The organism is Ruegeria sp. AI2, assembly GCF_056541275.1.
The window spans coordinates 129073-153024 of sequence record NZ_JBQFYB010000008.1; the positions used below are offsets into that span (position 1 = coordinate 129073).

Genomic DNA, 23952 nt, shown 5'->3' on the forward strand with positions numbered 1-23952 from the left:
CTATCAAGCGAAGGTCGCGGCGTATTCGTCGATCGCTGCTTTGAGTTTGTCGGACGCGTCACCTTTGATCTTCGGATCTTCGTCGGTGATCCACTGCAGCAGGTCAGCGTGCTTGCCGCGAAGATGCGCCAGCAGGCCAGCCTCGTAGCGGCCAACGTCTGAGACATCGATCTTGTCGAGGTAACCGTTGGTGCCCGCGAAGATGACGCAGACGATTTCCGCGTTGGTCAGCGGCGAGTACTGCGGCTGCTTCATCAGCTCGGTCAGGCGCGCACCGCGGTTCAGCAGCTGCTGGGTTGCGGCGTCGAGGTCGGAACCAAACTGTGCAAAGGCCGCCATTTCGCGATACTGAGCCAGTTCCAGCTTGACCGGACCGGCAACCGATTTCATCGCGTCGGTCTGAGCCGACGAGCCCACACGCGAAACCGACAGACCGGTGTTCACAGCAGGACGGATGCCCTGATAGAACAGTTCGGTTTCCAGGAAGATCTGACCGTCGGTGATCGAGATCACGTTGGTCGGAATAAAGGCCGAAACGTCACCACCCTGGGTTTCGATAACCGGCAAAGCGGTCAGCGAACCTGCGCCGAAGTCTTCGTTCAGCTTCGCCGAACGTTCCAGCAGGCGGGAGTGGAGGTAGAAAACGTCACCCGGATAAGCTTCGCGGCCCGGCGGGCGGCGCAGCAGCAGCGACATCTGACGGTAGGACACGGCCTGTTTCGACAGGTCATCATAGATGATCAGCGCGTGGCGGCCATTGTCGCGGAAATACTCCGCCATCGCGGTTGCGGCATAGGGTGCCAGGAACTGCATCGGCGCCGGGTCGGACGCGGTTGCGGCGACAACGATCGAATACTCAATCGCACCGGATTCTTCCAGTTTCTTCACCAGCTGGGCAACGGTCGAACGTTTCTGACCGATCGCAACGTAAACGCAGTACAGTTTTTTCGACTCGTCGTCGCCTGCTGCTTCGTTATAGACCTTCTGGTTCAGGATCGTGTCGAGAGCCACGGCGGTTTTACCGGTCTGACGGTCACCAATGATCAGCTCGCGCTGGCCGCGGCCAATCGGGATCATCGCGTCAACCGATTTCAGGCCGGTTGCCATCGGTTCGTGCACCGATTTACGCGGGATGATGCCAGGCGCTTTGACATCTGCAACGCCGCGCTTGGTGGCATTGATCGGACCTTTGCCATCCAGCGGGTTGCCCAGACCGTCAACAACACGGCCCAGCAGCTCGTCACCGATTGGAACGTCCACGATCGAGTTGGTGCGCTTGACAGTGTCACCTTCTTTAATGTCACGGTCGGAACCGAAGATAACGACACCGACGTTGTCGCTTTCCAGGTTCAGCGCCATACCCATGATGCCGCCGGGGAATTCGACCATCTCACCGGCTTGAACGTTGTCCAGGCCATATACACGGGCAATCCCGTCACCGACGCTCAGCACGCGACCGATCTCGGCCACTTCGGCTTCCTGACCAAAATTCTTGATCTGGTCCTTCAGGATTGCAGAAATCTCTGCAGCTTGGATTCCCATTTATCCGACCTCTTTCATTGCATTCTGTAGGGAGTTCAGCTTCGAACGGATCGAACTGTCGATCATCTTCGAGCCCACTTTGACGACAAGACCGCCGATGAGGCTTTCATCCACGGTCGCATTGATAGTTACGGTCTTGCCCACACGCTCGGACAGCGTCTTGGACAGTTTTTCCAGTTGTGTCTTGGTCAGCGCCTTGGCCGAGGCGACATCGGCGGTCACTTCGCCACGCTCATCTGCCAGCATGTCACGCAGCACCTGCACCAGCTGCGGCACAACAAACAGGCGGCGTTTCTGCGCCATCAGAGCCAGCGTGTTGCGCAGGATGGCGTTCAGCCCCATCTTGTCAGCAACAGCGGCAATTGCTCCTTCTTGCTCGGCCCGCGAAATCAAAGGCGATGCGATCAGGTCACGCAGGTCGGCACTGTCGCCCAGTGCTGCTGCCAGATCATTGATGCCGGATTCCAGACCCGCAAGGTCATTATTCTCTTTTGCGATCTCGAAGATCGCGGTGGCATAGCGCTCGGCGATGCCTGTGGAAATCGAAGCTGGTTCGGACACGTCCACCCTTCCGATATTTGAGGCCCCGATTTCGGGTAGCGGCCGCTACCTTGGGGCGTGAGGAAACCCCGGCCAGACGGTCGGGGATCAAAATCACCGGGGATGTAGCAGAGGTGAACCAACCAAGCAATACGCTATAGCGGTAACAGATTTTTCCACAAAATGTTAATTTTCATGCACTTACACCAAGTGCGACCGTTTGGACCCGTCAACCCGGTTGAAAAATGTTACGAATATGCAGGTTTTTGCGATTCCTGTGACTTTTTTCTCGCGAATTTGTCACTTTGGGATGCACGCAGTTGTCATGCAGGCTTTAGAAGACCGTCAAGCGCCTTGATCGGCTTCCTTATGGCATCTTTGGTGACATTGCCCCGAGGCGGGTGGATGTTCTTTGTGACCTCAACCATCAACACCCCGCCCGCCATGACAGTTGGAATGCGCTGTCCGGTTTTTTCGATCAGACTGCCCGATTTCAACCAGAACCGCCGGAAGGACGGCGGCATGTAAAGAGCCGAGCAATGCGCCTCGGGCAGGAAGTAATGTGATCTGAGCTGATTTTCCAGCTGAGTGGCGGAATAGGGACGACCAAAGCCAAATGGCGTTTTGTCCGTACGTGACCATAGACCCGCCCGGTTCGGAACAATGAACACGGCCCTGCCACCAGGGCCCAGAACGCGCCAGCATTCCTCCAGCAGCTGGTTTGGCCGCTCGGACGTTTCCAGCCCGTGCATTACCACCAGCTTGTCCACGTGACCGGTTTCAATGGGCCACCGGGTTTCTTCTGTCAGCACCGAGACATTGGGCATCCCCGCAGGCCAGGGCATCACGCCCTGCGGGCCGGGCATCAGCCCGATGACCCGGCGCGCACCGGCCAGATAAGGGCGCAATAGCGGAACGGCAAAGCCAAAACCGGCAACGGTCTGACCTTTGGCTTCGGGCCAGAGCTCGGTCAGCCGCCCGCGAATAGCTGCCTGTGCCGCGCGCCCAAGGGTGCTGCGGTAGTAGAAGTTCCTCAGATCCTGCACATCAAGATGCATTGCGGACATCCGGTCAATCGGCTTAGCTGGGCGCAGTCTAGCAATGAAAGGGCAAAAGGCCATGCCTCTTGAAATCGTTACAATCCCGTGCCTCAGCGACAATTACGCCTTTCTGGCTCATGACAGCGGCAATGGCCAGACTGCGCTGATCGATGCGCCCGAAGCCGCGCCGATTCTTGCAGCGCTGGAAGATCGGGGATGGACGTTGTCACATGTGCTGCTGACCCATCATCACTGGGATCACGTTGAAGGGCTGGCCGAAATTCTGGCCAAGCACCCCGCAAAGGTCATCGGTGCGGCCGCCGACGCGCACCGCCTGCCCCCGCTGGACCAGCAGGTTGCCGAAGGCGACAGCTTTGAGGTGGGTGGCGAACCGGTCGAGGTGCTGGACGTTTCGGGGCACACAGTTGGTCATATCGCGTTCTATCTTCCGCAAAGCGCGGTCGTCTTTACCGCTGACAGCCTGATGGCCCTCGGGTGTGGGCGTCTGTTCGAAGGCAGCCCGGCGCAGATGTGGGCGTCGCTGAGCAAGCTGGCCGCTTTGCCGGACGACACTCTGGTCTGTTCGGGGCATGAATATACACAATCCAACGCGAAATTCGCCATTACCGTCGATCCCGAGAACGCTGCGCTGAAACAGCGAATTGCCGATATCGACCGCGCCCGCGCCGCTGGCGAAGCCACTGTTCCGTCGGTTTTGGCGCTTGAAAAAGCCACCAACCCGTTCCTGAGGGCCACGGATCCGGCGATTCAGGCCCATCTTGGCAAGGAAAACGCCGATCCTGTGGCGGTTTTCGCCGAAATTCGGGGTAGAAAAGACAGGTTCTGATGCTTATTTGCCCCTCTTCACGGCCACGGTCACAACAAATGTGACTGTCAAGTGAAAGAAAACCCTTGAAGCCGGGCCACGATCAACCAAACTCTAATAGTATGAGGACATGGTTGGGATGGGGTTCCGGCCGAAAGCCCGCCCCCTTCTGACCCAAGACAGAGGAGCACCCGCGTGCCTTCATTCTCGAGCACACTGGAACAAGCCATCCACGCGGCCTTGGCGGCTGCGAATGAACGGCGACACGAATTTGCAACGCTGGAGCACTTGCTGCTGGCGCTTCTGGAAGAACCCGATGCGGTGCGCGTCATGAAAGCGTGCAGCGTTGATCTGGACGAGTTGCGCAGCACTCTGGTTGAGTTCATAGACGAAGATCTTTCAAATCTGGTCACAGATATTGACGGGTCCGAAGCCGTACCAACGGCAGCGTTCCAGCGCGTCATTCAACGCGCCGCGATCCATGTGCAAAGCTCGGGCCGGACCGAAGTGACCGGTGCCAATGTGCTGGTCGCGATATTCGCTGAACGCGAAAGCAATGCCGCCTATTTCCTGCAGGAACAGGACATGACCCGGTATGACGCGGTCAATTTCATCGCCCATGGCGTGGCCAAAGACCCCGCGTATGGCGAAAGCCGGTCGGTATCCGGTGCGGATCAGGTGGAAGAAGAAGCTCAGTCAGGTTCCGGCGACACGGAACAAAAGGAAAGTGCGCTTGGGAAATATTGCATTGACCTGAACGCGAAATCGCGCGCGGGTGATGTCGATCCGCTGATAGGGCGCGCGGATGAGGTGGAACGCTGTATCCAGGTGCTGTGCCGCCGCCGCAAGAACAACCCGCTGCTGGTGGGTGATCCGGGCGTGGGCAAAACCGCCATCGCCGAAGGTCTGGCGCACAAGATCGTCGCCGGAGAGGCGCCGGATGTCTTGGCAAACACCACCATCTACTCGCTGGACATGGGTGCGCTGCTGGCCGGTACCCGTTATCGCGGCGATTTCGAGGAACGCCTGAAAGCGGTTGTAACCGAGCTGGAAGAGCACCCCGACGCGGTGCTTTTCATCGACGAAATTCACACCGTGATCGGTGCTGGTGCAACCTCGGGCGGGGCAATGGATGCCTCGAACCTGCTGAAGCCTGCGTTGCAGGGCGGCAAGCTGCGCACCATGGGCTCGACCACCTACAAAGAGTTCCGCCAGCATTTTGAAAAGGACCGCGCCCTGTCGCGCCGGTTCCAGAAAATCGATGTGAACGAGCCTTCGGTTGAAGATAGCGTCAAGATCCTGCGCGGTCTGAAGCCCTATTTCGAAAAACATCACGACATCAAGTATACCGCTGATGCGATCAGAACGGCGGTCGAGCTATCGGCACGTTACATCAACGACCGCAAGCTGCCCGACAAGGCCATCGACGTGATTGACGAGGCTGGCGCGGCGCAGCATCTGGTGGCGGAAAGCAAACGGCGCAAAACCATCGGTGTCAAAGAGATTGAGGCCGTGGTTGCCAAGATCGCCCGCATCCCGCCCAAGAACGTCACCAAGGACGATGCCGAGGTGCTGAAAGACCTCGAAGCCTCGCTGAAACGGGTGGTGTTTGGTCAGAATCTGGCGATCGAGGCGCTGGCCAGCGCAATCAAACTGGCCCGTGCCGGCCTGCGGGAACCCGAAAAGCCCATCGGCAACTATCTGTTTGCCGGCCCGACCGGTGTAGGCAAGACCGAGGTGGCGAAGCAGCTGGCGGATACGCTGGGCGTTGAACTGCTGCGTTTCGACATGTCGGAATACATGGAGAAACACGCAGTCAGCCGTCTGATCGGCGCACCTCCGGGCTATGTCGGGTTCGATCAGGGGGGCCTGCTGACCGACGGTGTCGACCAGCATCCACATTGTGTGTTGCTGCTGGACGAGATTGAAAAGGCGCACCCGGACGTGTTCAACATCCTGTTGCAGGTGATGGACCATGGGGAACTGACCGACCATAACGGCCGTACAGTGAATTTCCGCAACGTGGTGCTGATCATGACCTCGAACGCGGGGGCGCAAGAGCAGGCCAAGGCCGCGATCGGGTTCGGTCGTGACCGTCGCGAAGGCGAAGACACCGCCGCGATTGAACGCATGTTCACGCCGGAATTCCGCAACCGTCTGGATGCCGTGATCTCGTTCGCGCCGCTGCCGAAAGAGGTCATTTTGCAGGTGGTCGAGAAATTCGTCCTGCAACTGGAAGCGCAGTTGCTGGATCGTGGTGTGACCATTGATCTGACACCCAAAGCCGCCGAATGGCTGGCGGATAAAGGGTATGACGACAAGATGGGTGCGCGCCCGCTGGGTCGCGTCATTCAGGAATACATCAAGAAACCGCTGGCCGAAGAGTTGTTGTTTGGCAAGCTGGCAAAAGGTGGTGTGGTCCGTGTCTCGGTCAAGAAAGGTGATCTGGATCTTGAGATCCTTGGCCCGGATCAACCGCGCATTTCGGGTGACAAGCCTCCGCTTCTGACGGCGGACTGATCGCCCGCCGCATTTAACAGAAAACCCGCCTACCAAGGCGGGTTTTTTTGTTTCGCCCAGCACAGGCAAGGACTTATCCGCTCGGCTGGGGTCGCGTTGGCTATCTCGGTTAGGCTGCGTGTGAAACGTCTGGCGGACATGCACCGCCGTAATTTTCCAACGGTTCGGGTCGCTGGGGTCGGTATCGCCAATAACCGGTTGCGGATCGGCTGTTTGTTTTCGTGGCTGCTAAGGGCCAGTGGCCTTACCTTTCGGTCAGCTTCAACTCGATCCGGCGATTTTGCGCGTGTGCCTCGGGCGTGTCAGCCGGATTGACGGGCTGGAATTCTCCAAACCCGTTAGCCGCAAGGCGGTTGGGCGGAATGCCCAGCGCGTCAACCATATAGCGCACAACCGACAGCGCGCGACCCTGGCTGAGCTCCCAGTTGTCGCGATACCTGCCCGACCCGGCCAGAGGAACGTTGTCGGTGTGGCCGTCGACCCGGATCACCCAGTTCAGACCGGGCGGGATTTCAGCAGCGACACTGCGCAGGATGCTGGCCACCTTGGCGACCTCCTGCTGCCCTTCTGCGGACAGCACGGCGGACCCGGTCGGGAACAGAACCTCGGACGAGAACACGAACCGGTCGCCTTCGATGCGCACCCCTTCCTGACCGCCAAGAACGTCCCGCAAACGACCAAAGAATTCCGAGCGATAGCGTTGCAGGTCCTCGGCCTGTGCCGCCAGTTCCTGGTTCTGCCCGGCCAGAGCCTTGGCCTCGGCCTCAAGACGCAGGCGTTCCGCTTCTTCCAGCAGTCGGCGCCTGCGTTCTTCGGATGCGGCACGGGCCAGTGCGGCATTCAGGTCCTGCCCTAAGGTCTGAATCTGCACCTCGGCGGCGGCGTTGCGTTCTTCAAAATCGTCAAGCAAAGCCTGCAAAGAGCCCAATTGCCCGCGCAGGGCGGCGATCTGCTGGTTCAGCAGGGCGGCCTCTCGCTGCGCCTCGGCAGAGATTTCTTTTTCATCCGAAAGCGTCGCATTGGCGAGGTCCAATAAGGCCTGCCGCTGCTCGGCCAGAGAGCGTTGCGCATCGGCATCCGCCTGCGCTTGCGTCTGCGCCTGCAAAGCGGATTCAAGCTGGGCCCGCAGTTCATCCGGGTTCACGTCACTAAACTGACGCTCCAACTCGGCACGCGCCGCTTGTGCTGCCGCCAGCAGGGTGAGTGTGTCTTCAGCCTCTTTGCGTTGCGCTTCGAGTGCGAGTGTCATGGCCGTCAGTTCGGCATCGGCATCCTGAAGGCGGTTACGCAATGCTTCGGCGGCGGCGGCTTCGGCCAGACGGGCGGCCTCTTCATCGCTGAGCTGCTGTTCAAGGTTGGTGATCTGGGCGTCTCGGTCGGCGCTGCCTTGCTCCAGATCCGCCACCAGTGCTTCCAGTGCTTCCCGACGGGCAGCGGCCAAACGGGCGGCTTCGGTCTGTGCGTCGATTTCCTCGCGGCTTTGGGCAAGCGCCAGGTTCAACGCCTCCTGCTCGGTCAGCAGTTTCGCGCGCTGCGACTCAAGCGCTGCAATATCACCCAGTGCCCGTTCCTGTTCGGCCAGCAGGGCGGCAACTTGCGCTTCGAAATTGGTGATCCGGGTCTGTGCCTGATCCAACGCGGCAGCCTGACGGTCGCGCTCGGTGGTCAGTGATGCGATCAGTGACTGGGCTTGCGCCAGATCGTCTTCGGCCTGCGACAGGGTGGTATTCAACGCCCCAAGCCGCGCCTGCAACCGGCTGTTTTCGCGTTCTTCCAGCCCCAGCGCCCCCGCCAGCGCCGCGATTTCGTCGGCCAATGTGGTCAGTTCGTCTTCCTGACCCGAGATGGTTTCGCGCAGCACAAACTGGATCACCATGAAGATGGTCAGCACAAAGGTCAGCACCATCAACAGCCCCGTCATCGCGTCGACGAAACCGGGCCAGACCGAGCCCTGGAACCGTTGACCGGTGCGGCGGGACAGCGCCATGGGCTATTCTCCTTCCGGCGAGGTGCGTACCGCACCGCGCGGCAGGGTCAGCGCCTTGACCAGCAGTTCAATATCCTTGCGGAACTCGTTCATGCTTTCCTGACGGCCCGCCGATATCTCTTCGAGGATACGCAGCAGCTGCACATCCATCGAGCGCAGGCGCATCCGGCTTTCGGCGTCGATACCTTCACCCGCACCGTGATCGCGCATGTGATCCAGCAGGGCTTCCTGACCCAGCGCCACGCGTTCCAACGCCGCTGTGACACTTTCGGTATTGGCCTGACGGTTGTTCATCTCACCGATCACATCGACCAGCAAACCCAGCTTGGCGGAAACCTCGGCCCGGTCGCTTTCCTGCGCAGAGAACAGATCCTGCAACGCGTCCATCTGTTCGGACATGGCGTCCAGCACCGGCGTGAGCACGGCAATTTCGGCACCGCCTTCTTCTCCACCCGCGAAACCTACACGGGTGATCGAAGACAGCCATTCTTCGAGCTCGCGATAGAAACGGTTCTGGCCGTGCCCTGCGAAAACTTCGAGCAGACCGACGATCAGCGACCCGGCCAGACCCAATAGAGACGATCCGAACGCAACGCCCATCCCCTGCAACTGCGCTTCGAGCCCGGTCATCAGGCGGTTGAATACGGCCAGCCCTTCTTCGCCCTCCTGCGGATTAAGGCTGCGGATCGTATCGACGATGGCAGGTACGGTTGTCGCCAGTCCGAAGAACGTACCCAAAAGACCCAGATAGATCAGCACATTGGTGATATAGCGGGTGATCTCCCGCTCTTCCTCGACCCGTTCGGCCACGGAATCCAGAATGGAGCGGGTCGAGGTCGAACTGATCTGCGACCGCGCGCCCCGTTCGCGCAGCAACGAGGCCAAAGGTGCAAGCAATTGCGGCGTGCGGGCGTCTTCGCGAACAACACCGCCAACAAAGGCCTCGATCCAGCGCACGGACCCGATCAGTTGTGTCACCTGATAGAAACAGGCGAGAACGCCGATCAGAAACACCATCAGGATAAAGCCGTTCAGGTACGGGTTGGCGAAGAACACCGGTAACACATAGGGCAGCGCCAGAAACACACCCAGCCCGGACAGGCCGATCGCCATCAACATCAACAGAATCTGCCGTGTTGGATGCGAGAAATGGGGTCTCGCGCCCTGATGTGCCTGCGCCATGCGCGTGGTTCCCGGTATTTGCCTGCTCTGCGTCGAAACTAGCGAAATTCCACTGGTGACGCCAAGAGTTTATGCGGTAATACTGCGCACCCGTTGCGCCAACCACTCAAGATCGGGGTCGCGCAGGCCGATCTCGGCCAGATGTTCGGCGGTATTGTAAAGGTATTCGTCATTCGGGCCGCGTCCGCCAACCGCATGGGCGATGATCCGGGCCTGATCCTCCAACGGCATGCCACCGCAGTATTGCACGTGGTCCGCATCGATCACATAGGTCACGGCGTTGACGATGTCGCCATTTTCCAGGTGCACATCCAGCATACGTTCGACATAGGCCGACGAAATCAGCTCGCGCTCGCGCAGTTCGTGCAGGGTGCGGTCTTCGTGACCGGTTTCAACCGCAAGGGCCAGACCGGTGCAAATCGCGTTTGCCTGTTCGTCCAGCGCCAGCACCAGCCCCGGTTCTTCCTCGGTTCCCCGGTGGTGGATCGAGCTCATGCAGAAGGACCGGGCATAGCCATGCAATGTCGCACGTTCGCTGCGCGCGACCGGAAAGCCCGGATTCCACAGCAGCGATCCATAACCGAAAACCCACATCGTCATTGCACTGGTCCTTGCCCGTTTGGGCCTATAAACATCAATTCCGAGGCAGGAAAAAGGGCCAAAGCTCATGCGCCGTGTCATACGAGTGATCATTTTTATCGGCGTCCTGTGGAGCGCATATTGGTTTGTCGCCGGATATGGTCTGCGCGCGGCAATCACTGGCTGGTTTGATCAACAACAGGCGCGCGGCTGGCTGGCTGATTTCTCGGACGTGGCAACGGCAGGGTATCCGACCCATCACGTGACTCGTCTGAACAACCCTGCCCTTGCAGATCCGGTGAATGGCACAGCCTGGCGTGCGGACTGGATCGAATTCGAAAGCCCCGCGATCTGGCCCGGCCGGCAGGTGCTGCGGTTTGCCGAGACGCCGCAACGACTGTCTTACTACGATCAAACCTCAACGATTGTTGCCGATGAATTGATTGCAGAACTACAGTTGCAGCCCGGCGTTTCGCTTGTGCTTGAGAAACTGGCGCTGACGGCAGGGGCGTGGTCGGTGACCGAGAACACCACTGCACTGGCCGCCGGGGACACCCTGAGCCTGATCATGGCGCAAACATCCCAGCCCGAAGCCTATGCCATTACCGCCCGCGCGGATGGGTTCACACCCGGTGACCGGTTGCGGGCCCTTATGAATTCGGCGGCTTCGCTGCCGCAGTCCTTCGAAACGCTGGAACTGGACATGGTCACCACGTTCAGCAAAGTCTGGGACAGGTCAGCGCTGGAGGACAGCAGACCACAGCCCGTGGCCATCGACCTGCGACTGGCCGAGATCAAATGGGGTGGGTTGCGTCTGTTTGCTGCCGGTAAACTGGATGTAGACGCGCAGGGTGTTCCCAGTGGCGAGATCGCCGTCAAGGCCGAGAACTGGCGTGATATGATCGACATGGCAAACGCGGCTGGCGCCCTGCCCGATCAGGCGGTCGATCCTGTCACCCGCGCACTGAATTTTCTGGCAGGGCTGGGTGGCAACCCCAACGCGCTGGACCTTCAGCTGAACTTCCGGGATGGTTTTGTCGCCCTGGGGCCGGTGCCGCTGGGCCCTGCCCCGCGGCTGATCCTGCGTTAACGGCAATACGCTCCGCTGCGGTAGCGTGCCGTATCCAGATGGAAATGATCGCGATGGTAGCTGTCCGAGTTCGGCCCCAAAACGGTGCCGAACGGGCCACAGGCGCCGCGCCAGATCTTCTGCAGTTGCTTTTTTGACGGGTTCTTGCGCCATCCAGCGAGGACGGTCACTACCTCACCATCGGCCATTTTGAAGGCTGAAATATCGATGGCGCGTCCTTTGCCGTGCTCGGAAATCCGCGCGCCTTTACGATTGTTGCGGGTTCGGCAGGAATAATGAGCCGCCACCTGCAACTCGACCACGGGGCCGCGGCGTTTGAAGGTGGGTTTGACTGTCTTGTCGACCCATTTGTTCAGCGCAACTGCGGTGCCGCAATCCATTGTCGCCGGACGGCTGAGTGCCACACCGGAAACAGAGGTGATCTGCACTGCATCTTTTACGCCACAGGCTGAATTCTCGCTGCCGACCCTGCCGACGGGCTTGCCCTGAATTGCGATATCTCCGCAAACGGACCCTTTGCGCAGCTTGCGTTTTTTGAAAAGCACCTGCTGTTCAAGCGATTCAGGTCTCATGTAAGGCATCAGCGAGGTGTCGGGCCCCAGCAGCGGCAATTCCGATGGTCGCGCCAAGGCGGCAGTGACCTGCGGTGAAACCGGGCGTGAGATAGGGCGCAGATCGGTTATGGCCGCGACGGACACCGGGGCAACGGCGGACACAACCTGTACGTTGTGCTGGTACAGAATCGGACGTGCAGGTGGGACCAGAGATCGTTCCAGAGGTGCTGCCTGTGTGGTCATGGCGCACAACGCCATGATCCCGATCAGAAATTGCCCCCGGTATGACCTCATGAACCTGCCTTTCCCCGCCCGAAATCCGGTGCGTCGGTGTCCTGCCCTGCATCGATGATGCCGCGACGAATAGCACGGGTATGGGTGAAGTAGTCAAACAAATGTTCCCCGTCCCCGGTGCGGATGGCACGTTGCAGCGCAAACAGCTCTTCCGTGAACCGGCCCAGGATTTCCAGCGTCGCATCTTTGTTGGACAGGAACACATCTCGCCACATGGTCGGGTCAGATGCCGCAATGCGGGTGAAATCCCGGAAACCCGCAGCCGAGTATTTGATCACTTCGCTATCGGTCACCCGGCGAAGATCGTCGGCCACACCAACCATCGTGTAGGCGATCAGGTGCGGCGCATGGGACGTGACGGCCAGAACCAGATCGTGATGATCGGCGTCCATCTCATCCACATGGGACCCCATACCTTCCCACAACGCCCGAAGGCGGGCGATTGCATCCGGGTCGGTCCCTTCGACAGGCACCAGCAGGCACCAGCGATTATCGAACAATTTGGCAAAACCCGATTCCGGACCGGAATGCTCTGTCCCAGCCAAAGGATGCGCGGGAATGAAATGCACACCTTCGGGGACATGCGGCTGAACCGCCTGAATGACATGCCGCTTGACCGACCCCACGTCCGACAGGGTCGCGCCGGGTTTAAGCACGGGCGCGATGTCTTCTGCGACGGCCCCCATTGCCCCCACAGGCACGCAAAGAACGACAAGATCCGCACCTTCGACCGCTTCGCGCGCCGTGTCACAGACGCGGTCGCACAGCCCGATTCTGCGCGCCGTGTCACGTGTCGTCTCGGACCGGGCATAGCCGGTCACTTCCCCGGCCAGGCCCCCACGCTTGATCGCCCAGAACATGGAGGAGGCAATCAGGCCAAGCCCGATCAGCGCAACCCGGTCGTAAATCTGGCTCATGCTGCACCCTCTTTGAATGCTGTAATCGCCGCGACGACGCGGCGGCAGGCTTCCTCATCGCCCACGGTGATCCGCAGGGCATTCGGCAGGTTGTAGCCTGCAACCCGGCGGACAATCAAACCCTGCGTCTTCAGATAGTCGTCACAGGCCTCGGCATCGGTCCTGTCGGCAAAACGCGCGAGGATGAAGTTGGTGCAGGACGGGTCCGAGGGTACGCCGACCATGTCCAGCTCCTCGGCCAGCCACACCCGAAGGCGCGCATTTTCGGATTGGCAGAACGTCAGGAATTCGACGTCGCTGATCGCGGCTTCGGCTGCGGCCAGAGCTGTCAAAGACAGGTTGAAGGGCTGACGCACCCGGTTCAGTACATCGATAATCGATTGGTGCGCATACCCCCAGCCGACCCGCATCCCGCCCAACCCGTACACTTTCGAGAATGTACGGGTCATGATCACGTTCTCATACGCATCCACCAAAGACGCGCCGCCATCGAAACCGTCGACGAATTCGGCATAGGCGCCGTCCAAGACCATCAGGCAGGTATCGGGCAGACCCTGCGCCAGACGGTCCAGTTCGTCGTTCGAGATCATGGTCGAGGTCGGGTTACCGGGGTTGGTGACAAACACGATCCGCGTTTGGCTGGTTGCGGCGGCCAGAATGGCATCCACATCAACTTTGCGGTCGCGCTCGGCCACCATGACCGGCGTGGCACCTGCCATGCGGGCAATGATCGGGTACATGGAGAACCCGTGCTCGGTATAGACCACCTCATCCCCCGGCCCTGCATAGGCCTGAGCGATGAATTGCAGCACCTCGTCGCTGCCGACACCGCAGATGATCTGCGCAGGGTCCAGCCCGTGACGTGCGCCGATGGCCGCGCGCAAACTGGCGTGGTCGGTGTTGGGGTACCGATGCAAATTTGCCGCGCTGTCGCGCACCGCCTCAATTGCCTTGGGGCTGGGGCCGAACGGGTTCTCGTTCGAGCTCAGCTTGATCACATGCTCAACCCCCGCCACATGCGACTGGCCGCCCTGATAAAGCGCGATGTCCATAATGCCGGGTTGCGGGGTGATCTTGGTCATGAGAGGCTCCGTTGATTGGGCCCCTCATACCTGTCTCAACGGATTGAGAAAAGCGGCAATTCCATCATGCGGCCTTGAAGCGCGCAGTCGCCGGGTCGGCGTTGTAATACGGCACGAATTCCTCGGTACGGCGGGACAGATCATTGACACTGTCGATGATGAATTGAACCGTTTCCTCGCTCATCAGGTACGAGAAATTCAGGCGTACCCAGCCGGGTTTCTTCATCTCTTCGCCCGCAGACAAAGCCGCGTGCAGCGCCTCGGACGCGGCGCGGTCAATCCCCAGCAGGCGGTGGGCATAAGGCCCTGCGCAGGCACACCCGCCACGTGCCTGAATGCCGTAGACGTCGCTGAGCATCCGGGTAAACAGCTGCTGATGCACAGGCTGTCCCGCGTTGTCGCGCACAAGGAAAGAGAAGATCGGTAGGCGATGCGAATTATTGACCCCAAGCAATGTCAGGTGCGGGTTATCCTTCCACCCGTCCAGCGCCATCTGGTTGTACTGCGCCTCGCGTCTTGCGATTTCTTCCGTGCCGACGACATCCTTGACGATAAAGGCAAGCGCCGCGCGGATATCACCGATCACGTTGGGCGTTCCCGCCTCTTCCCGCGCAGACAGGTCCGCACTGTAGTCATGCCGCCACGGTGACACGAAACTGACGGTGCCGCCGCCCGGCCAGCTGGGGCAGTTCCGTTTGACTGCAGCCCGGTTTACGATCAGAACACCCGACGCGCCCGGGCCACCCGGGAACTTGTGCGGAGAAACGACAATCGCATCCTTGCGCGCGTCCACCGGCCCCATATCCATCGGCAGGTAAGGCCCGCCCCCGGCGTAATCCCAAATCGCCACTGCGCCATGCGCCTTGAGCAACCGCGTCACCGGATCAGGGTCCGTGACAATTCCGGTTACATTGGACGCCGCCGAAAAGGAACCGATCAGAAGATCGGCGCCTGCATGGGTCAACAGCGCGGTTTCCAGCGCCCCCAGGTCAACACCGCCACCTTCGGCTTCGGGGATTTCAACCACAAGTGCCTTGCTTTCCCGCCACGGCAGGATGTTCGAGTGATGCTCGTACGGACCAATCAAGACAACCGGTTGGTCGGCCTCTGCCACCCCGAGCAGGCTGACCAACCGGTTGAGCCCCGCAGTGGCGCCAGACCCGGTGAAGATCACCGCGTCCTCTTCCTGGGCACCAACAATGCGGGCTATTTCCGCCCGCGCCTCGCGGCGCAGATGTGTCATGTAAGATCCGCAGTAAGAGGCCTCGGTGTGGCTGTTCGCGTAAAACGGCAACACATGTTGCGCCACAAAGTCTTCGACCTGCCGCAAGGCGCGACCCGAAGCGACGTAATCCGCATAGACAAGCGGCACGTCCCCATGCAGACCCGGGATCAGAACATTCTCTCCGATCAGCCCATCGCGCAGGTTTGAATTGTGAGCGGTGGAACAGAGTTCCGCACGAAACTTGGACAGGGACATTGCATTGGCTCCTAACTGTCCGACTAATGTGATTTATTGTCAGCGCGAAAACTTCACCTATTATTGCATAGATTTTAAAATCCTTGTGTCATATGATAAGTAATGGCATCAAAATTGGATCAAATTGACACACGCATTCTGAAAGAACTGCAGAAGGACGCCACCCTGTCGCAACGGGAGTTAGCGGATCGTGCGGGGCTTTCCCAGAACGCCTGCTGGCGGCGGCTGAAGGCTTTGAACGAAGATGGCGTCCTGATCGGTTCAACCGCCCGCATCGCACGCGAGAAATTGGGCCTGAGCCTTGTGGTCTTTGTCATGCTGCGCACGCGGCATCATTCGGCCGAGTGGCTACAGGCCTTTCGCAGCCACGTTCTGACGATCCCGGAGGTAGTGGATTTTCATCGGATTGGCGGTGACTACGATTATCAGCTGAAAGTCGTCACACAGGATATGGCGTCTTACGACAAGGTGTATCAACGGCTGATCGAAAAGGTCGAGCTGGACAGCGTCACGTCGTATTTCGCGATGGAAGCAATCGCCGAAGGACGGCCTTTGCCGATATGATCACGCCGTAAACAGCGGGCGTTTTTGTTTGAAAATGGGCACCATGATGTCGCGGAACGCGACCAGTTTTGCCGAAGGCCAAACGTCCGGGTGCGCCACGATCCAGATATCTGCGTAGGGTTGCGGTGAAAGGACCGGAACCTGCACCAAGCCCCGAAGTGAGCGGCCCAGAAACACCGGCATACGAACAACGCCCAACCCTGATTGTGCGGCACCCGCCATCGCGACCATGTCATCAAAACGCATATGTATCCGCGAGTTTGGATAGATTTTGTCGACGCCGTCCGGCAGGTTCGGCTGCTTTTCGTAAAGCAACCAATCCACGGGCGCATTCGGATCTTGCCGCATTCGCGCGGCCCATTCCGACGTGGCAAAACAAGCGTTGTGCTGTTGCGTCAGGCGCAGACCTTTCAACGTATCGCCGGGGTTGCGGCTGATCCGGATCGCAATGTCGGCTTCGCGTCGATTAAGATCTAGAATCTCGTTTGCCGCGCGCACCTGCAAAGACACAGCAGGGTGCCTTTGAGCAAACTCGCCCAGCGCCGGAGCCAGCACATGGGCAATTAACAGTTGCGGCGCGGTTAAGGTCAGTTGCCCTTCCAACCGGGCATCCCGCCCTGACAAACCGCGCAGCATTGCGTGTTCTGCGCTTTCCATCCGGGCAGCATACGCAGCGACTAGGTGCGCTGCTTCTGTCGGTCGATACCCGTCGGTCAGTCGCTCGAACAGCACTTCGCCTGTCGCAGCTTCGGCGCGGGCTATACGGCGCGCAACAGTTGTGTAGTTGACGCCAAGCACTTGTGCCGCAGCGGACAGGGTACGCCTGCGGACCACGGCGAGTACGGCCCGGTAATCATCCCAGTGAATATCCATACATGCAAATTCGCACATCATTGATGCAAATACACGCGTTTTCGCAAAGCAGATCACACCCTAGCTTTTGCCCACACATCAAGGAGCAAAGCCATGATCTATGCCTACGCAATTCTTACCATAAAGAACCCCGACGCGCTGGCCGCCTATCGCGAACAGGCCGGGCCTGCACTGGCCCGCCATGGCGGAAAGGTCGAACACGCCACCGCAGAAACAACCGCGCTGGACGGCGCGCCGGACTTGCCTGACGTTGCAGCCTTGCTTTCCTTTCCCAACCGGGACGCGGCGCTGGGATGGATCAACGACCCGGAACTAAAAGACATCCACGAGCTGCGTCGTAGCGCAGGCGCGTCAGATATCGTTCTGCTGGGCTGAAAATGAAAAGAGCCGCACCCAAAGGTGCGGCTCTGAATTCCAGGTCGGAATGCGAAGATCAGTTCTTCGCGTAGAATTCGACGACCAGGTTCGGTTCCATCATGACCGGGTACGGCACATCGCTCAGGCCCGGTGCGCGAACGAACGTTGCGGTCATTTTCGAGTGGTCAGCATCGATGTAGTCAGGAACATCACGCTCGGCCAGGGCAACAGCTTCCAGAACAACAGCCAGTTGCTTGGACTTGTCACGCACTTCGATGACGTCGCCTTCTTTGACGCGGTAGCTGGGGATGTTCACCCGCTTGCCGTTCACTTTGACGTGGCCGTGGTTCACGAACTGACGCGCAGCGAAGACGGTCGGTACGAACTTGGCGCGATAGACGACGGCGTCCAGACGGCGCTCCAGCAGGCCGATCAGGTTTTCACCGGTGTCGCCTTTTACACGCTCGGCTTCGGCATAGATGCGGCGGAACTGCTTTTCGGTCAGGTCGCCGTAGTAGCCTTTCAGCTTCTGCTTGGCACGCAGCTGCAGACCGAAGTCCGACAGTTTGCCCTTGCGGCGCTGGCCGTGCTGGCCGGGGCCGTATTCACGACGGTTGACCGGGGATTTCGGACGACCCCAGATGTTTTCGCCCATCCGGCGGTCGATTTTGTACTTGGCAGACGTGCGTTTGGTCACGGCTGATCTCCTTCTTTAGGTCGATGCCCAAACGGGCAACTATGAAGGGCGTTGTCCTCTTGAGGTTTCCCTCATGACAGGTTTCCCCTTGCGGGGGCCACCAACACCAATGAAGCCGCGCTTATATCCGCAAAGCCGGCAGAGTCAACACGGCATTCAACGCAGTTTCGAATATCTGCAAAGATATGTTCGCCGCAGGCAGCGCAGGCGCCTGCGCGCATAGCGACGATTGCTGTCACACCGCTTTCATCAAGAAAAATACACGTCGCGTTCAGGCCGGAAATGCAACGACATTCCCGCCGCCTTCAACACCCGCCTTGTGCACCATCACAACATCGGTCACGTCGACGATCCAGAATTCTTCATCCCGTGGCGGGCATGCGCCATCGAAAACGATGGTTGGTGCTGCATCATTGGTGTCGGCAACAAGGTTGGCTGAAAACCGCTGCGACCCATTGGTAAGTGTCAAAGCACCGGTCACGTGGCCGGAAACTTCCCGGACAATCGGGAAGCGGTTCTTCAAACGGGTTGCAGCGCCCCGCGCATATCCAATCTGTTCGACGCTGCTCTCGGCCTCTGCGCTCAGTACTATCGCCTGTCCGCGCCATGACCAAGCCGCGCCGACGGCCAGACACGCCAGAGGCGCGTCCTCGAGTCCGTCAATTTCAGTTTGATCCCATGAAATGGCTACCTGACCGTTAACTCCGGCTCTCATCTGCCCACTCGCACTATTTAACATCCCGATATTCAATCATTGCTTATCAGCACCAAATCCGGCGGAAAAGAGACGGGAATGAAGCATTCACAAGAATGTTGCAGAAGTGAATCAAAAATATGTGTTTGCGTTGATCCAAGCTGATTATCTGAACATCAGCTTGCTGCGGCGACCCAGGGAATGGTTTCTGATCAGAGATCAAGATGGAAAAACCCACTCGTGAGAGTGGCGGTCACACTTCCTTAGTCAGACATGCGATCCGACGGAGCGCTTTTGGTGATGGGCGCTAAGCTGCTGCTGCACCGGCCATGGACCTTGACGCCGAGTGTAACAGCATTGGCGGCAACAAGCGTTCTATTGAACTTGTGCACTGGTGTGGCCCTGCCGATCAATTTCAAACTGGTGCACACGCTAGGGTCCATGGACATCGCAAGCCAGGCGTATCTGCGCGCCGGTGTCGGTGTGATGCCGGGTCTGGCCATCCTGGGTGAGACATTTACCTGCCCTGTGGCGATGGGGCTTTTCTCGGTCATTGGTGAGCCTGCAGTATCTCACCAGCCGCAATGGACCGCCCTGTTGAATCGGCTCATAGCTGCCTTACGTCAGCGACTGTCGATGCCGTGGTGCGGCCTGTTCGTATTCGTAAGGTCGCGTGACGAGACCGCATTCGAGAAGATACCCCGCTTGCGAACTGCAGGCGGGGCGCTCTCCCAAAACGACTAGGTCGTTGGAGGTTCAATAGCCTACGGTAAAGGCGGCACGTGGAAATTTGGGCGATTGGGCCTCATCTACAATTGCCACTGCAAAATCTTCCATGGAGATTTCTGAGTTGCCGGCGTCATCAACAATCAGGTTATCTGTGTCGGTTCTGAATACGCCCCGGCGTTCACCGGGCTGCAATAAGGCGGACGGGCTGGCATAGGTCCAGTTTGCTGAGGCATCCGATGAACAGAGTTCCCACTGCGCCATGGATGCACGTGCGGTTGGGACTATGCTTTCAGGCAGAAAGTCTGGATCTGATAAGACAGTGTGCGGGCTGCCATCGGGCATATGCAGACGAGCGGCACCCCCAATAATAATTACGCGAAGACGGACAAGAGATGCGACATGCAGGATGGATCGGGTCAAAGCAACAATTTCACCTTCACGCCCGGCCGGTGTACGCACAGCGCTTATGGCCAAATCCTGGCCAGCCATCGCAGCGGCCAATGCCGCAGGGTCTGCGACATCTGCAACAACCGGCTTGGCACCCTTGGGTAGTTTTTTGAGCCCCGCCTCGTTTCGAACTGCCGCAGTAACCTCATGGCCACGCGAAATGGCCTCAGTCACGACACGAGAACCGACGTCGCCAGTGGCACCAAATACAACAAGTTTCATGAGCATTCTCCTTTTGAGACGAGGTGTGAATTGGAAGTTCTTGAAAGTACGGAATTGCCCATCTGCCCAGCACGCTGTCCAAGCCAGATTGCCGTGAGCACAACCCCGGCTCCGGCGATCTGGGTGGGTGTCAAAGCCTGACCAAGAAGCATCCATCCAATAATGACTGCGGAAAGCGGGCTGAGAAAACCAAGGGCTGAAACGGCGCCGGGTTCGATCCGGGAAACGCCCCGGAACCATAAGATGTATGTCAGCGCAGCCCCGATCAGAGTGAGATAGACGATGCCGGTGATGTTTTGCGTATTCAATGGTGGAAACGCAGGCTCAAACAGAAGCGCCAAAGGTACCAGCAACAGCCCCCCTGCCGTGAGTTGCCAGGCCGCCAAAGTCAAAAGGGGCACAGGGGCTTGCCACTTCCGGGTCAGAACTGTGCCCGCCCCCATGGAGGCTGCGCCCCCGATGCCCGCAATCACTCCAATCGGATCAAGTGAAATCTCCGAACCAAGAACAAGAAGTCCGACCCCAAAGATACCGATCAGTGCCGCGACCACCGCAGACACCTTGACCGTCGTACCAATCAGCACCCCGGCCAAGAATACGACAATCAAAGGCTGAACCGCCCCAACAGTTGCGGCTACACCGCCAGGCAGCCGGTACGCCGCCACAAATAGCAATGTCCAGAACGCGGTGAAGTTGAGCGCACCGAGAACGAAGGCGCGTATCCACCAGATACCCTGCGGCAATTGCCGGGCAAGAACAAGCAATAGCAGGCCAGCGGGCAAAGCCCGTAGGGCAGCCATAGTGACTGGATACCCGGCCGGAAGGAATTCAGTCGTAACGTAGTACGTGCTGCCCCAGACCAGCGGCGCGATTGCAGTGAGCGCGATGTCGACATGATGTTTCATGAGGAATCTCCATTTATCTTGACGTCAAGATATTGTTCATTCTCTTGACGTCAAGATAAATCTTCGCAATATGCTTCCATGGACCACATTGATCGTATCATTTCGCAATGGAACAAAGCCCGACCCGACCTTGATGTCGGACCGATGGAAACGATTGGGCGTCTCTCCCGCCTGGTGGCTCAACTCAGAAAAGAGATGGACAAAACCTGGAAGGTTTACGGGCTTAACCTCGCCAGCTTTGATGTACTGGCGACTCTGCGCAGATCCGGAAAGCCTGAAGGCTTGTCGCCCGGGGAATTGCTTGACCTGACCATGGTGACGTCCGGGACAATGACCAACCGGATTGACCAGCTCGTCAAGGCAGGTCTGGTAGAGCGCGTACCAAATCCTGAAGATAAACGGGGTTTTTTGATACGTTTGACCAAGGCCGGGTTCTCAAAAATCGAAAATGTCGTTTCAGATCACGTTGAAACACAACATCGGCTCTTGAGAGGGTTATCACCCACGCAGCGCGAAAACCTGAATGAATTGCTCAAAACACTTGGCGAGGCGATTGACGTAGACGCGAAATAAGTACCGGAAAATTGGCGCGTACCGAGAAACCAACACACTCTCAGAATACGACTTTGCATTGGAACTAACCACCAATGCTCTAGCAGGATTCTCATTGCTACAATTTTGTGAAACACAGGCGAACATTGCTCGGTTCTGTTTCGCAGTTCTTGATTACCTGATGATCGGGAATGTACAGCAGTTCGGTATTCTTGGCCGAGTTTGCCCTCGGTTCTGCCACAGAATAGTTGCCACCCGCGTCTGGCCCACCTTCGCTCCAAGTTTATTCGCGACTTCATCGACGTCCACCAGCACTGACCGGAACTTGAGGTCAGCCGGTAGAAGTTCGACTTTCTTAAGATGGCCATCCAATAACAACGATGAAACTTCCATGGATGGGATATTTAGGGCTCCAGCCGCGCCACCAATATTCGACATGCCTTCGCTTGGTTCAGCGACCGAATGACCGATCCGTCGCATCGCGTCGACCAAGCTGTCCAGGTCAAGTGAATCAACGCCGTTGTGTCGCCCGCTGGTGTTACCGTCATCCTGAATGACTGACCTGAGGATACCGCTCTGTATCAGGAGGTTGGCCTCCGCCCTGCTGCATCCAATTCTCTGCGGAATCTTGGCTACCGGAACCTGCCGCTCGGCCCAATGGCGTCAATTGGCGCTTCCGGCGCTCAATTGCTATTTCTATGGACATACATGAACGGCAGCTTTCCGCTTCAGAACCTTCCGAACAGTCTGCTTGGGACAACCAAAAAGACTCTGCGGTTCACGTGAACACCGAATTTATGCTGCTCCAACCGTGCAAAAGCACAAATGCAGAAAGGGCCGCGGTTATCATCGCCGGAACGCCATCCTTCCATGTGTCGAATGTCAGGTGGCAGAAGATTGCGCCGATGGATGTCGCCAAAAGCGCCAGCGCTCCGAGAGGGCCCAGCCATTCGCCTTGAAACCAGATGGCGATAGCGCCAAACAGCTCGACGATTCCGACAAGAAACATGATATGCCGGTTCAAGCCATAGTTTTCGAACATATCCAACTGTATTTCGAAGACCTTCTTTTGCCAGCCTAGAAGTTTGATCGAGCTTGCGAGCAAGAAGAACGCCGACAGGAGCGCAATGGCTATCGTTAAGGTCAATGTTCTGGTTCCCTGTATGAGCGCCTGAAAGCCTGTGGAGACTGACCAGTCCACCTCCGGAAAGCCCGTGAGAATGCAGTCGGGTCGGAAAACCCGAGTTGCTGAGCGGCGTCCCTGACCGAGAAGGATTTCACACCCAACAGTTCAATCGCTTTCTCTCGTTTCATGCGTGCAATGACCTTGGATGTTGTCTCGCCACGTTCTGACAGACGCGCATTCAGGGTGTTTGGATGCAAACCAACCGAGCGCGCGGCCTCTTCCGCTGTGAACGCCGGATCGGACAACCGGGATCGGACGATGTCTTCGAACCCGGTCAAAAAATCGAGCGGGGCCGCAAGTTCCATGACTGATGGGTGATACTCGGGGTTGTTCTCCAACATGGACCCTGAGAGGCGATGGTTCAGCCAGATGGATGGGAAGCGTATCGAAAACCCTCGCTCGTCGGAGGGAATGCCAGTGACCCCGTAAAACTGTTTGGGCAAAACGTTAGGGTTGGCCAGTTGCAGTACGATCTCACGCGGATTCCAACGGAAATCGATCACTCGGTGCAGCAGGGAAATCCAGATCCCGATCATGAAGCCATCGGCTTGGGCAGGTGACACTGACGAGCGAAAATGCCGCCGGGCCGCAAAGTAAGCATATTCGTCTTCTACGACCAGGGACTGAGTGACTGCATTTGACTCCTTCGAAACAATCTGGGTGAAGCGTGTGAACAAGTCACCCAGCGTAAAGGCCTCTGCAAGCTCCTGCCCTTTTGGAAGGAAGCTCTTGAGATCAACAGACTGGCCAACCCGAGTGCAAAAATCTGCTCCTTCGGCATCAGATGCGGCATTGAAGGCTGCATATACGGTTTCATGTGGCAGAAATTGCTCAGGTGCGATCATCGTTGCTGCGTCAAAGCTCAGATGTGCGAAAACATCATCGGTATCCTGCCCCCGTGCGCGCAACGCAGCGACGACCGGCGCCAGCACTGTTGCCCGCACCAATGGCAGATCAGAGCCTTTAGGTGTTTTGCGATTCCCGAACATATTCGCTCCCTCTGCCCGGACTCGTGCCACCTCTGCATCTGGCTTTCTAGCAAAAATGCAGAAAACCTGACCATTTCCTAACAAGAAAATTTCCGACCTCAGGA

At 58.4% G+C, this 23952-nt stretch carries 24 protein-coding genes; 7 read left to right on the forward strand and 17 right to left on the reverse strand.

The window, feature by feature from the left end; all coding sequences use genetic code 11:
* Positions 1-3: 3 nt before the first annotated feature.
* The 3 genes from atpA to ACR0LL_RS14745 all read right to left on the reverse strand — a co-directional run bounded on the left by atpA (position 4) and on the right by ACR0LL_RS14745 (position 3140).
* Positions 4-1542 carry a F0F1 ATP synthase subunit alpha gene (gene atpA, locus ACR0LL_RS14735; protein WP_267363002.1) on the reverse strand — a complete coding sequence of 513 codons (1539 nt, stop codon included), beginning with the start codon at positions 1540-1542 and terminating at the stop codon, positions 4-6.
* The gene (locus ACR0LL_RS14740) at positions 1543-2103 is read right to left on the reverse strand and encodes a F0F1 ATP synthase subunit delta (RefSeq protein WP_209598051.1); all 561 of its coding nucleotides are present in this window, start codon (positions 2101-2103) and stop codon (positions 1543-1545) included.
* 302 nt (positions 2104-2405) lie between these two features.
* A complete protein-coding gene (locus ACR0LL_RS14745; protein ID WP_480482285.1) occupies positions 2406-3140 on the reverse strand; it encodes a class I SAM-dependent methyltransferase in 735 nt (244 codons plus the stop codon).
* Between the two features lie 61 nt (positions 3141-3201).
* On the opposite strand from ACR0LL_RS14745, the gene gloB reads away from it, so the two are divergent.
* Complete coding sequence (gene gloB, locus ACR0LL_RS14750; protein ID WP_480587952.1) at positions 3202-3969, forward strand: hydroxyacylglutathione hydrolase; 768 nt, start codon at positions 3202-3204, stop codon at positions 3967-3969.
* Positions 3970-4143: 174 nt separating this feature from the next.
* Positions 4144-6468, forward strand: coding sequence for an ATP-dependent Clp protease ATP-binding subunit ClpA (gene clpA, locus ACR0LL_RS14755; protein WP_480587954.1), 2325 nt, complete (start codon positions 4144-4146; stop codon positions 6466-6468).
* Between the two features lie 244 nt (positions 6469-6712).
* Here clpA and ACR0LL_RS14760 read toward each other — a convergent pair whose 3' ends face one another.
* The 3 genes from ACR0LL_RS14760 to ACR0LL_RS14770 all read right to left on the reverse strand — a co-directional run bounded on the left by ACR0LL_RS14760 (position 6713) and on the right by ACR0LL_RS14770 (position 10237).
* Positions 6713-8455 carry a peptidoglycan -binding protein gene (locus ACR0LL_RS14760; RefSeq protein WP_480587956.1) on the reverse strand — a complete coding sequence of 581 codons (1743 nt, stop codon included), beginning with the start codon at positions 8453-8455 and terminating at the stop codon, positions 6713-6715.
* A 3-nt stretch (positions 8456-8458) separates the two neighbouring features.
* Entirely contained in the window at positions 8459-9637 is a 1179-nt protein-coding gene (locus ACR0LL_RS14765) for a biopolymer transporter ExbB (RefSeq protein WP_267365630.1), read from the reverse strand.
* A gap of 69 nt (positions 9638-9706) precedes the next feature.
* Positions 9707-10237, reverse strand: a complete 531-nt coding sequence (locus ACR0LL_RS14770; RefSeq protein ID WP_267365629.1) for a gamma-glutamylcyclotransferase — start codon at positions 10235-10237, stop codon at positions 9707-9709.
* Positions 10238-10304: 67 nt separating this feature from the next.
* Here ACR0LL_RS14770 and ACR0LL_RS14775 point away from each other — a divergent pair, with 67 nt between their 5' ends.
* A complete protein-coding gene (locus ACR0LL_RS14775) occupies positions 10305-11306 on the forward strand; it encodes a DUF2125 domain-containing protein (protein WP_267365628.1) in 1002 nt (333 codons plus the stop codon).
* Here ACR0LL_RS14775 and ACR0LL_RS14780 read toward each other — a convergent pair.
* The 4 genes from ACR0LL_RS14780 to ACR0LL_RS14795 all read right to left on the reverse strand — a co-directional run bounded on the left by ACR0LL_RS14780 (position 11303) and on the right by ACR0LL_RS14795 (position 15633).
* A complete protein-coding gene (locus tag ACR0LL_RS14780) occupies positions 11303-12154 on the reverse strand; it encodes an extensin-like domain-containing protein (RefSeq protein WP_480587958.1) in 852 nt (283 codons plus the stop codon). The genes ACR0LL_RS14775 and ACR0LL_RS14780 overlap by 4 nt on opposite strands.
* The gene (locus ACR0LL_RS14785; RefSeq protein WP_480587959.1) at positions 12151-13071 is read right to left on the reverse strand and encodes a prephenate/arogenate dehydrogenase family protein; all 921 of its coding nucleotides are present in this window, start codon (positions 13069-13071) and stop codon (positions 12151-12153) included. Before ACR0LL_RS14785 ends, ACR0LL_RS14780 begins: the two co-directional genes overlap by 4 nt.
* Positions 13068-14153: a histidinol-phosphate transaminase gene (hisC, locus tag ACR0LL_RS14790; protein ID WP_480587961.1), complete on the reverse strand. Its 1086-nt coding sequence runs from the start codon at positions 14151-14153 to the stop codon at positions 13068-13070. The genes ACR0LL_RS14785 and hisC overlap by 4 nt, the downstream gene beginning before the upstream one ends.
* Before the next feature lie 64 nt (positions 14154-14217).
* Complete coding sequence (locus tag ACR0LL_RS14795) at positions 14218-15633, reverse strand: aminotransferase class V-fold PLP-dependent enzyme (protein ID WP_480587963.1); 1416 nt, start codon at positions 15631-15633, stop codon at positions 14218-14220.
* A 102-nt stretch (positions 15634-15735) separates the two neighbouring features.
* Between ACR0LL_RS14795 and ACR0LL_RS14800 the strand changes: the two genes are divergently transcribed.
* The gene (locus ACR0LL_RS14800) at positions 15736-16197 is read left to right on the forward strand and encodes an Lrp/AsnC family transcriptional regulator (protein ID WP_267365621.1); all 462 of its coding nucleotides are present in this window, start codon (positions 15736-15738) and stop codon (positions 16195-16197) included.
* Here the strand turns inward: ACR0LL_RS14800 and ACR0LL_RS14805 are convergent, their stop codons facing one another.
* Positions 16198-17070, reverse strand: a complete 873-nt coding sequence (locus tag ACR0LL_RS14805; RefSeq protein WP_480587964.1) for a LysR family transcriptional regulator — start codon at positions 17068-17070, stop codon at positions 16198-16200. It lies immediately after the preceding gene.
* A gap of 93 nt (positions 17071-17163) precedes the next feature.
* On the opposite strand from ACR0LL_RS14805, the gene ACR0LL_RS14810 reads away from it, so the two are divergent.
* Entirely contained in the window at positions 17164-17445 is a 282-nt protein-coding gene (locus tag ACR0LL_RS14810) for a DUF1330 domain-containing protein (RefSeq protein WP_480587966.1), read from the forward strand.
* A gap of 58 nt (positions 17446-17503) precedes the next feature.
* Here the strand turns inward: ACR0LL_RS14810 and rpsD are convergent, their stop codons facing one another.
* Positions 17504-18124, reverse strand: coding sequence for a 30S ribosomal protein S4 (gene rpsD, locus ACR0LL_RS14815; protein ID WP_170374584.1), 621 nt, complete (start codon positions 18122-18124; stop codon positions 17504-17506).
* Between the two features lie 271 nt (positions 18125-18395).
* Positions 18396-18839: a hypothetical protein gene (locus ACR0LL_RS14820; protein WP_480587968.1), complete on the reverse strand. Its 444-nt coding sequence runs from the start codon at positions 18837-18839 to the stop codon at positions 18396-18398.
* Positions 18840-19091: 252 nt separating this feature from the next.
* Here ACR0LL_RS14820 and ACR0LL_RS14825 point away from each other — a divergent pair, with 252 nt between their 5' ends.
* Positions 19092-19562, forward strand: coding sequence for a hypothetical protein (locus ACR0LL_RS14825; protein ID WP_480587970.1), 471 nt, complete (start codon positions 19092-19094; stop codon positions 19560-19562).
* Between the two features lie 12 nt (positions 19563-19574).
* Here ACR0LL_RS14825 and ACR0LL_RS14830 read toward each other — a convergent pair whose 3' ends face one another.
* Both ACR0LL_RS14830 and ACR0LL_RS14835 read right to left on the reverse strand, forming a co-directional pair.
* Positions 19575-20216 carry an NAD(P)-dependent oxidoreductase gene (locus ACR0LL_RS14830; RefSeq protein WP_480587972.1) on the reverse strand — a complete coding sequence of 214 codons (642 nt, stop codon included), beginning with the start codon at positions 20214-20216 and terminating at the stop codon, positions 19575-19577.
* Positions 20213-21121 (reverse strand): EamA family transporter, encoded by a 909-nt coding sequence (locus ACR0LL_RS14835; protein WP_480587974.1) that lies wholly within the window; start codon positions 21119-21121, stop codon positions 20213-20215. Before ACR0LL_RS14835 ends, ACR0LL_RS14830 begins: the two co-directional genes overlap by 4 nt.
* Before the next feature lie 78 nt (positions 21122-21199).
* On the opposite strand from ACR0LL_RS14835, the gene ACR0LL_RS14840 reads away from it, so the two are divergent.
* A complete protein-coding gene (locus tag ACR0LL_RS14840; protein ID WP_480482318.1) occupies positions 21200-21694 on the forward strand; it encodes a MarR family winged helix-turn-helix transcriptional regulator in 495 nt (164 codons plus the stop codon).
* A gap of 757 nt (positions 21695-22451) precedes the next feature.
* Here the strand turns inward: ACR0LL_RS14840 and ACR0LL_RS14845 are convergent.
* Both ACR0LL_RS14845 and ACR0LL_RS14850 read right to left on the reverse strand, forming a co-directional pair.
* A complete protein-coding gene (locus tag ACR0LL_RS14845; protein ID WP_480587976.1) occupies positions 22452-22874 on the reverse strand; it encodes a DoxX family protein in 423 nt (140 codons plus the stop codon).
* Positions 22817-23848, reverse strand: coding sequence for a helix-turn-helix domain-containing protein (locus ACR0LL_RS14850; RefSeq protein ID WP_480587977.1), 1032 nt, complete (start codon positions 23846-23848; stop codon positions 22817-22819). Before ACR0LL_RS14850 ends, ACR0LL_RS14845 begins: the two co-directional genes overlap by 58 nt.
* Positions 23849-23952: the final 104 nt, after the last annotated feature.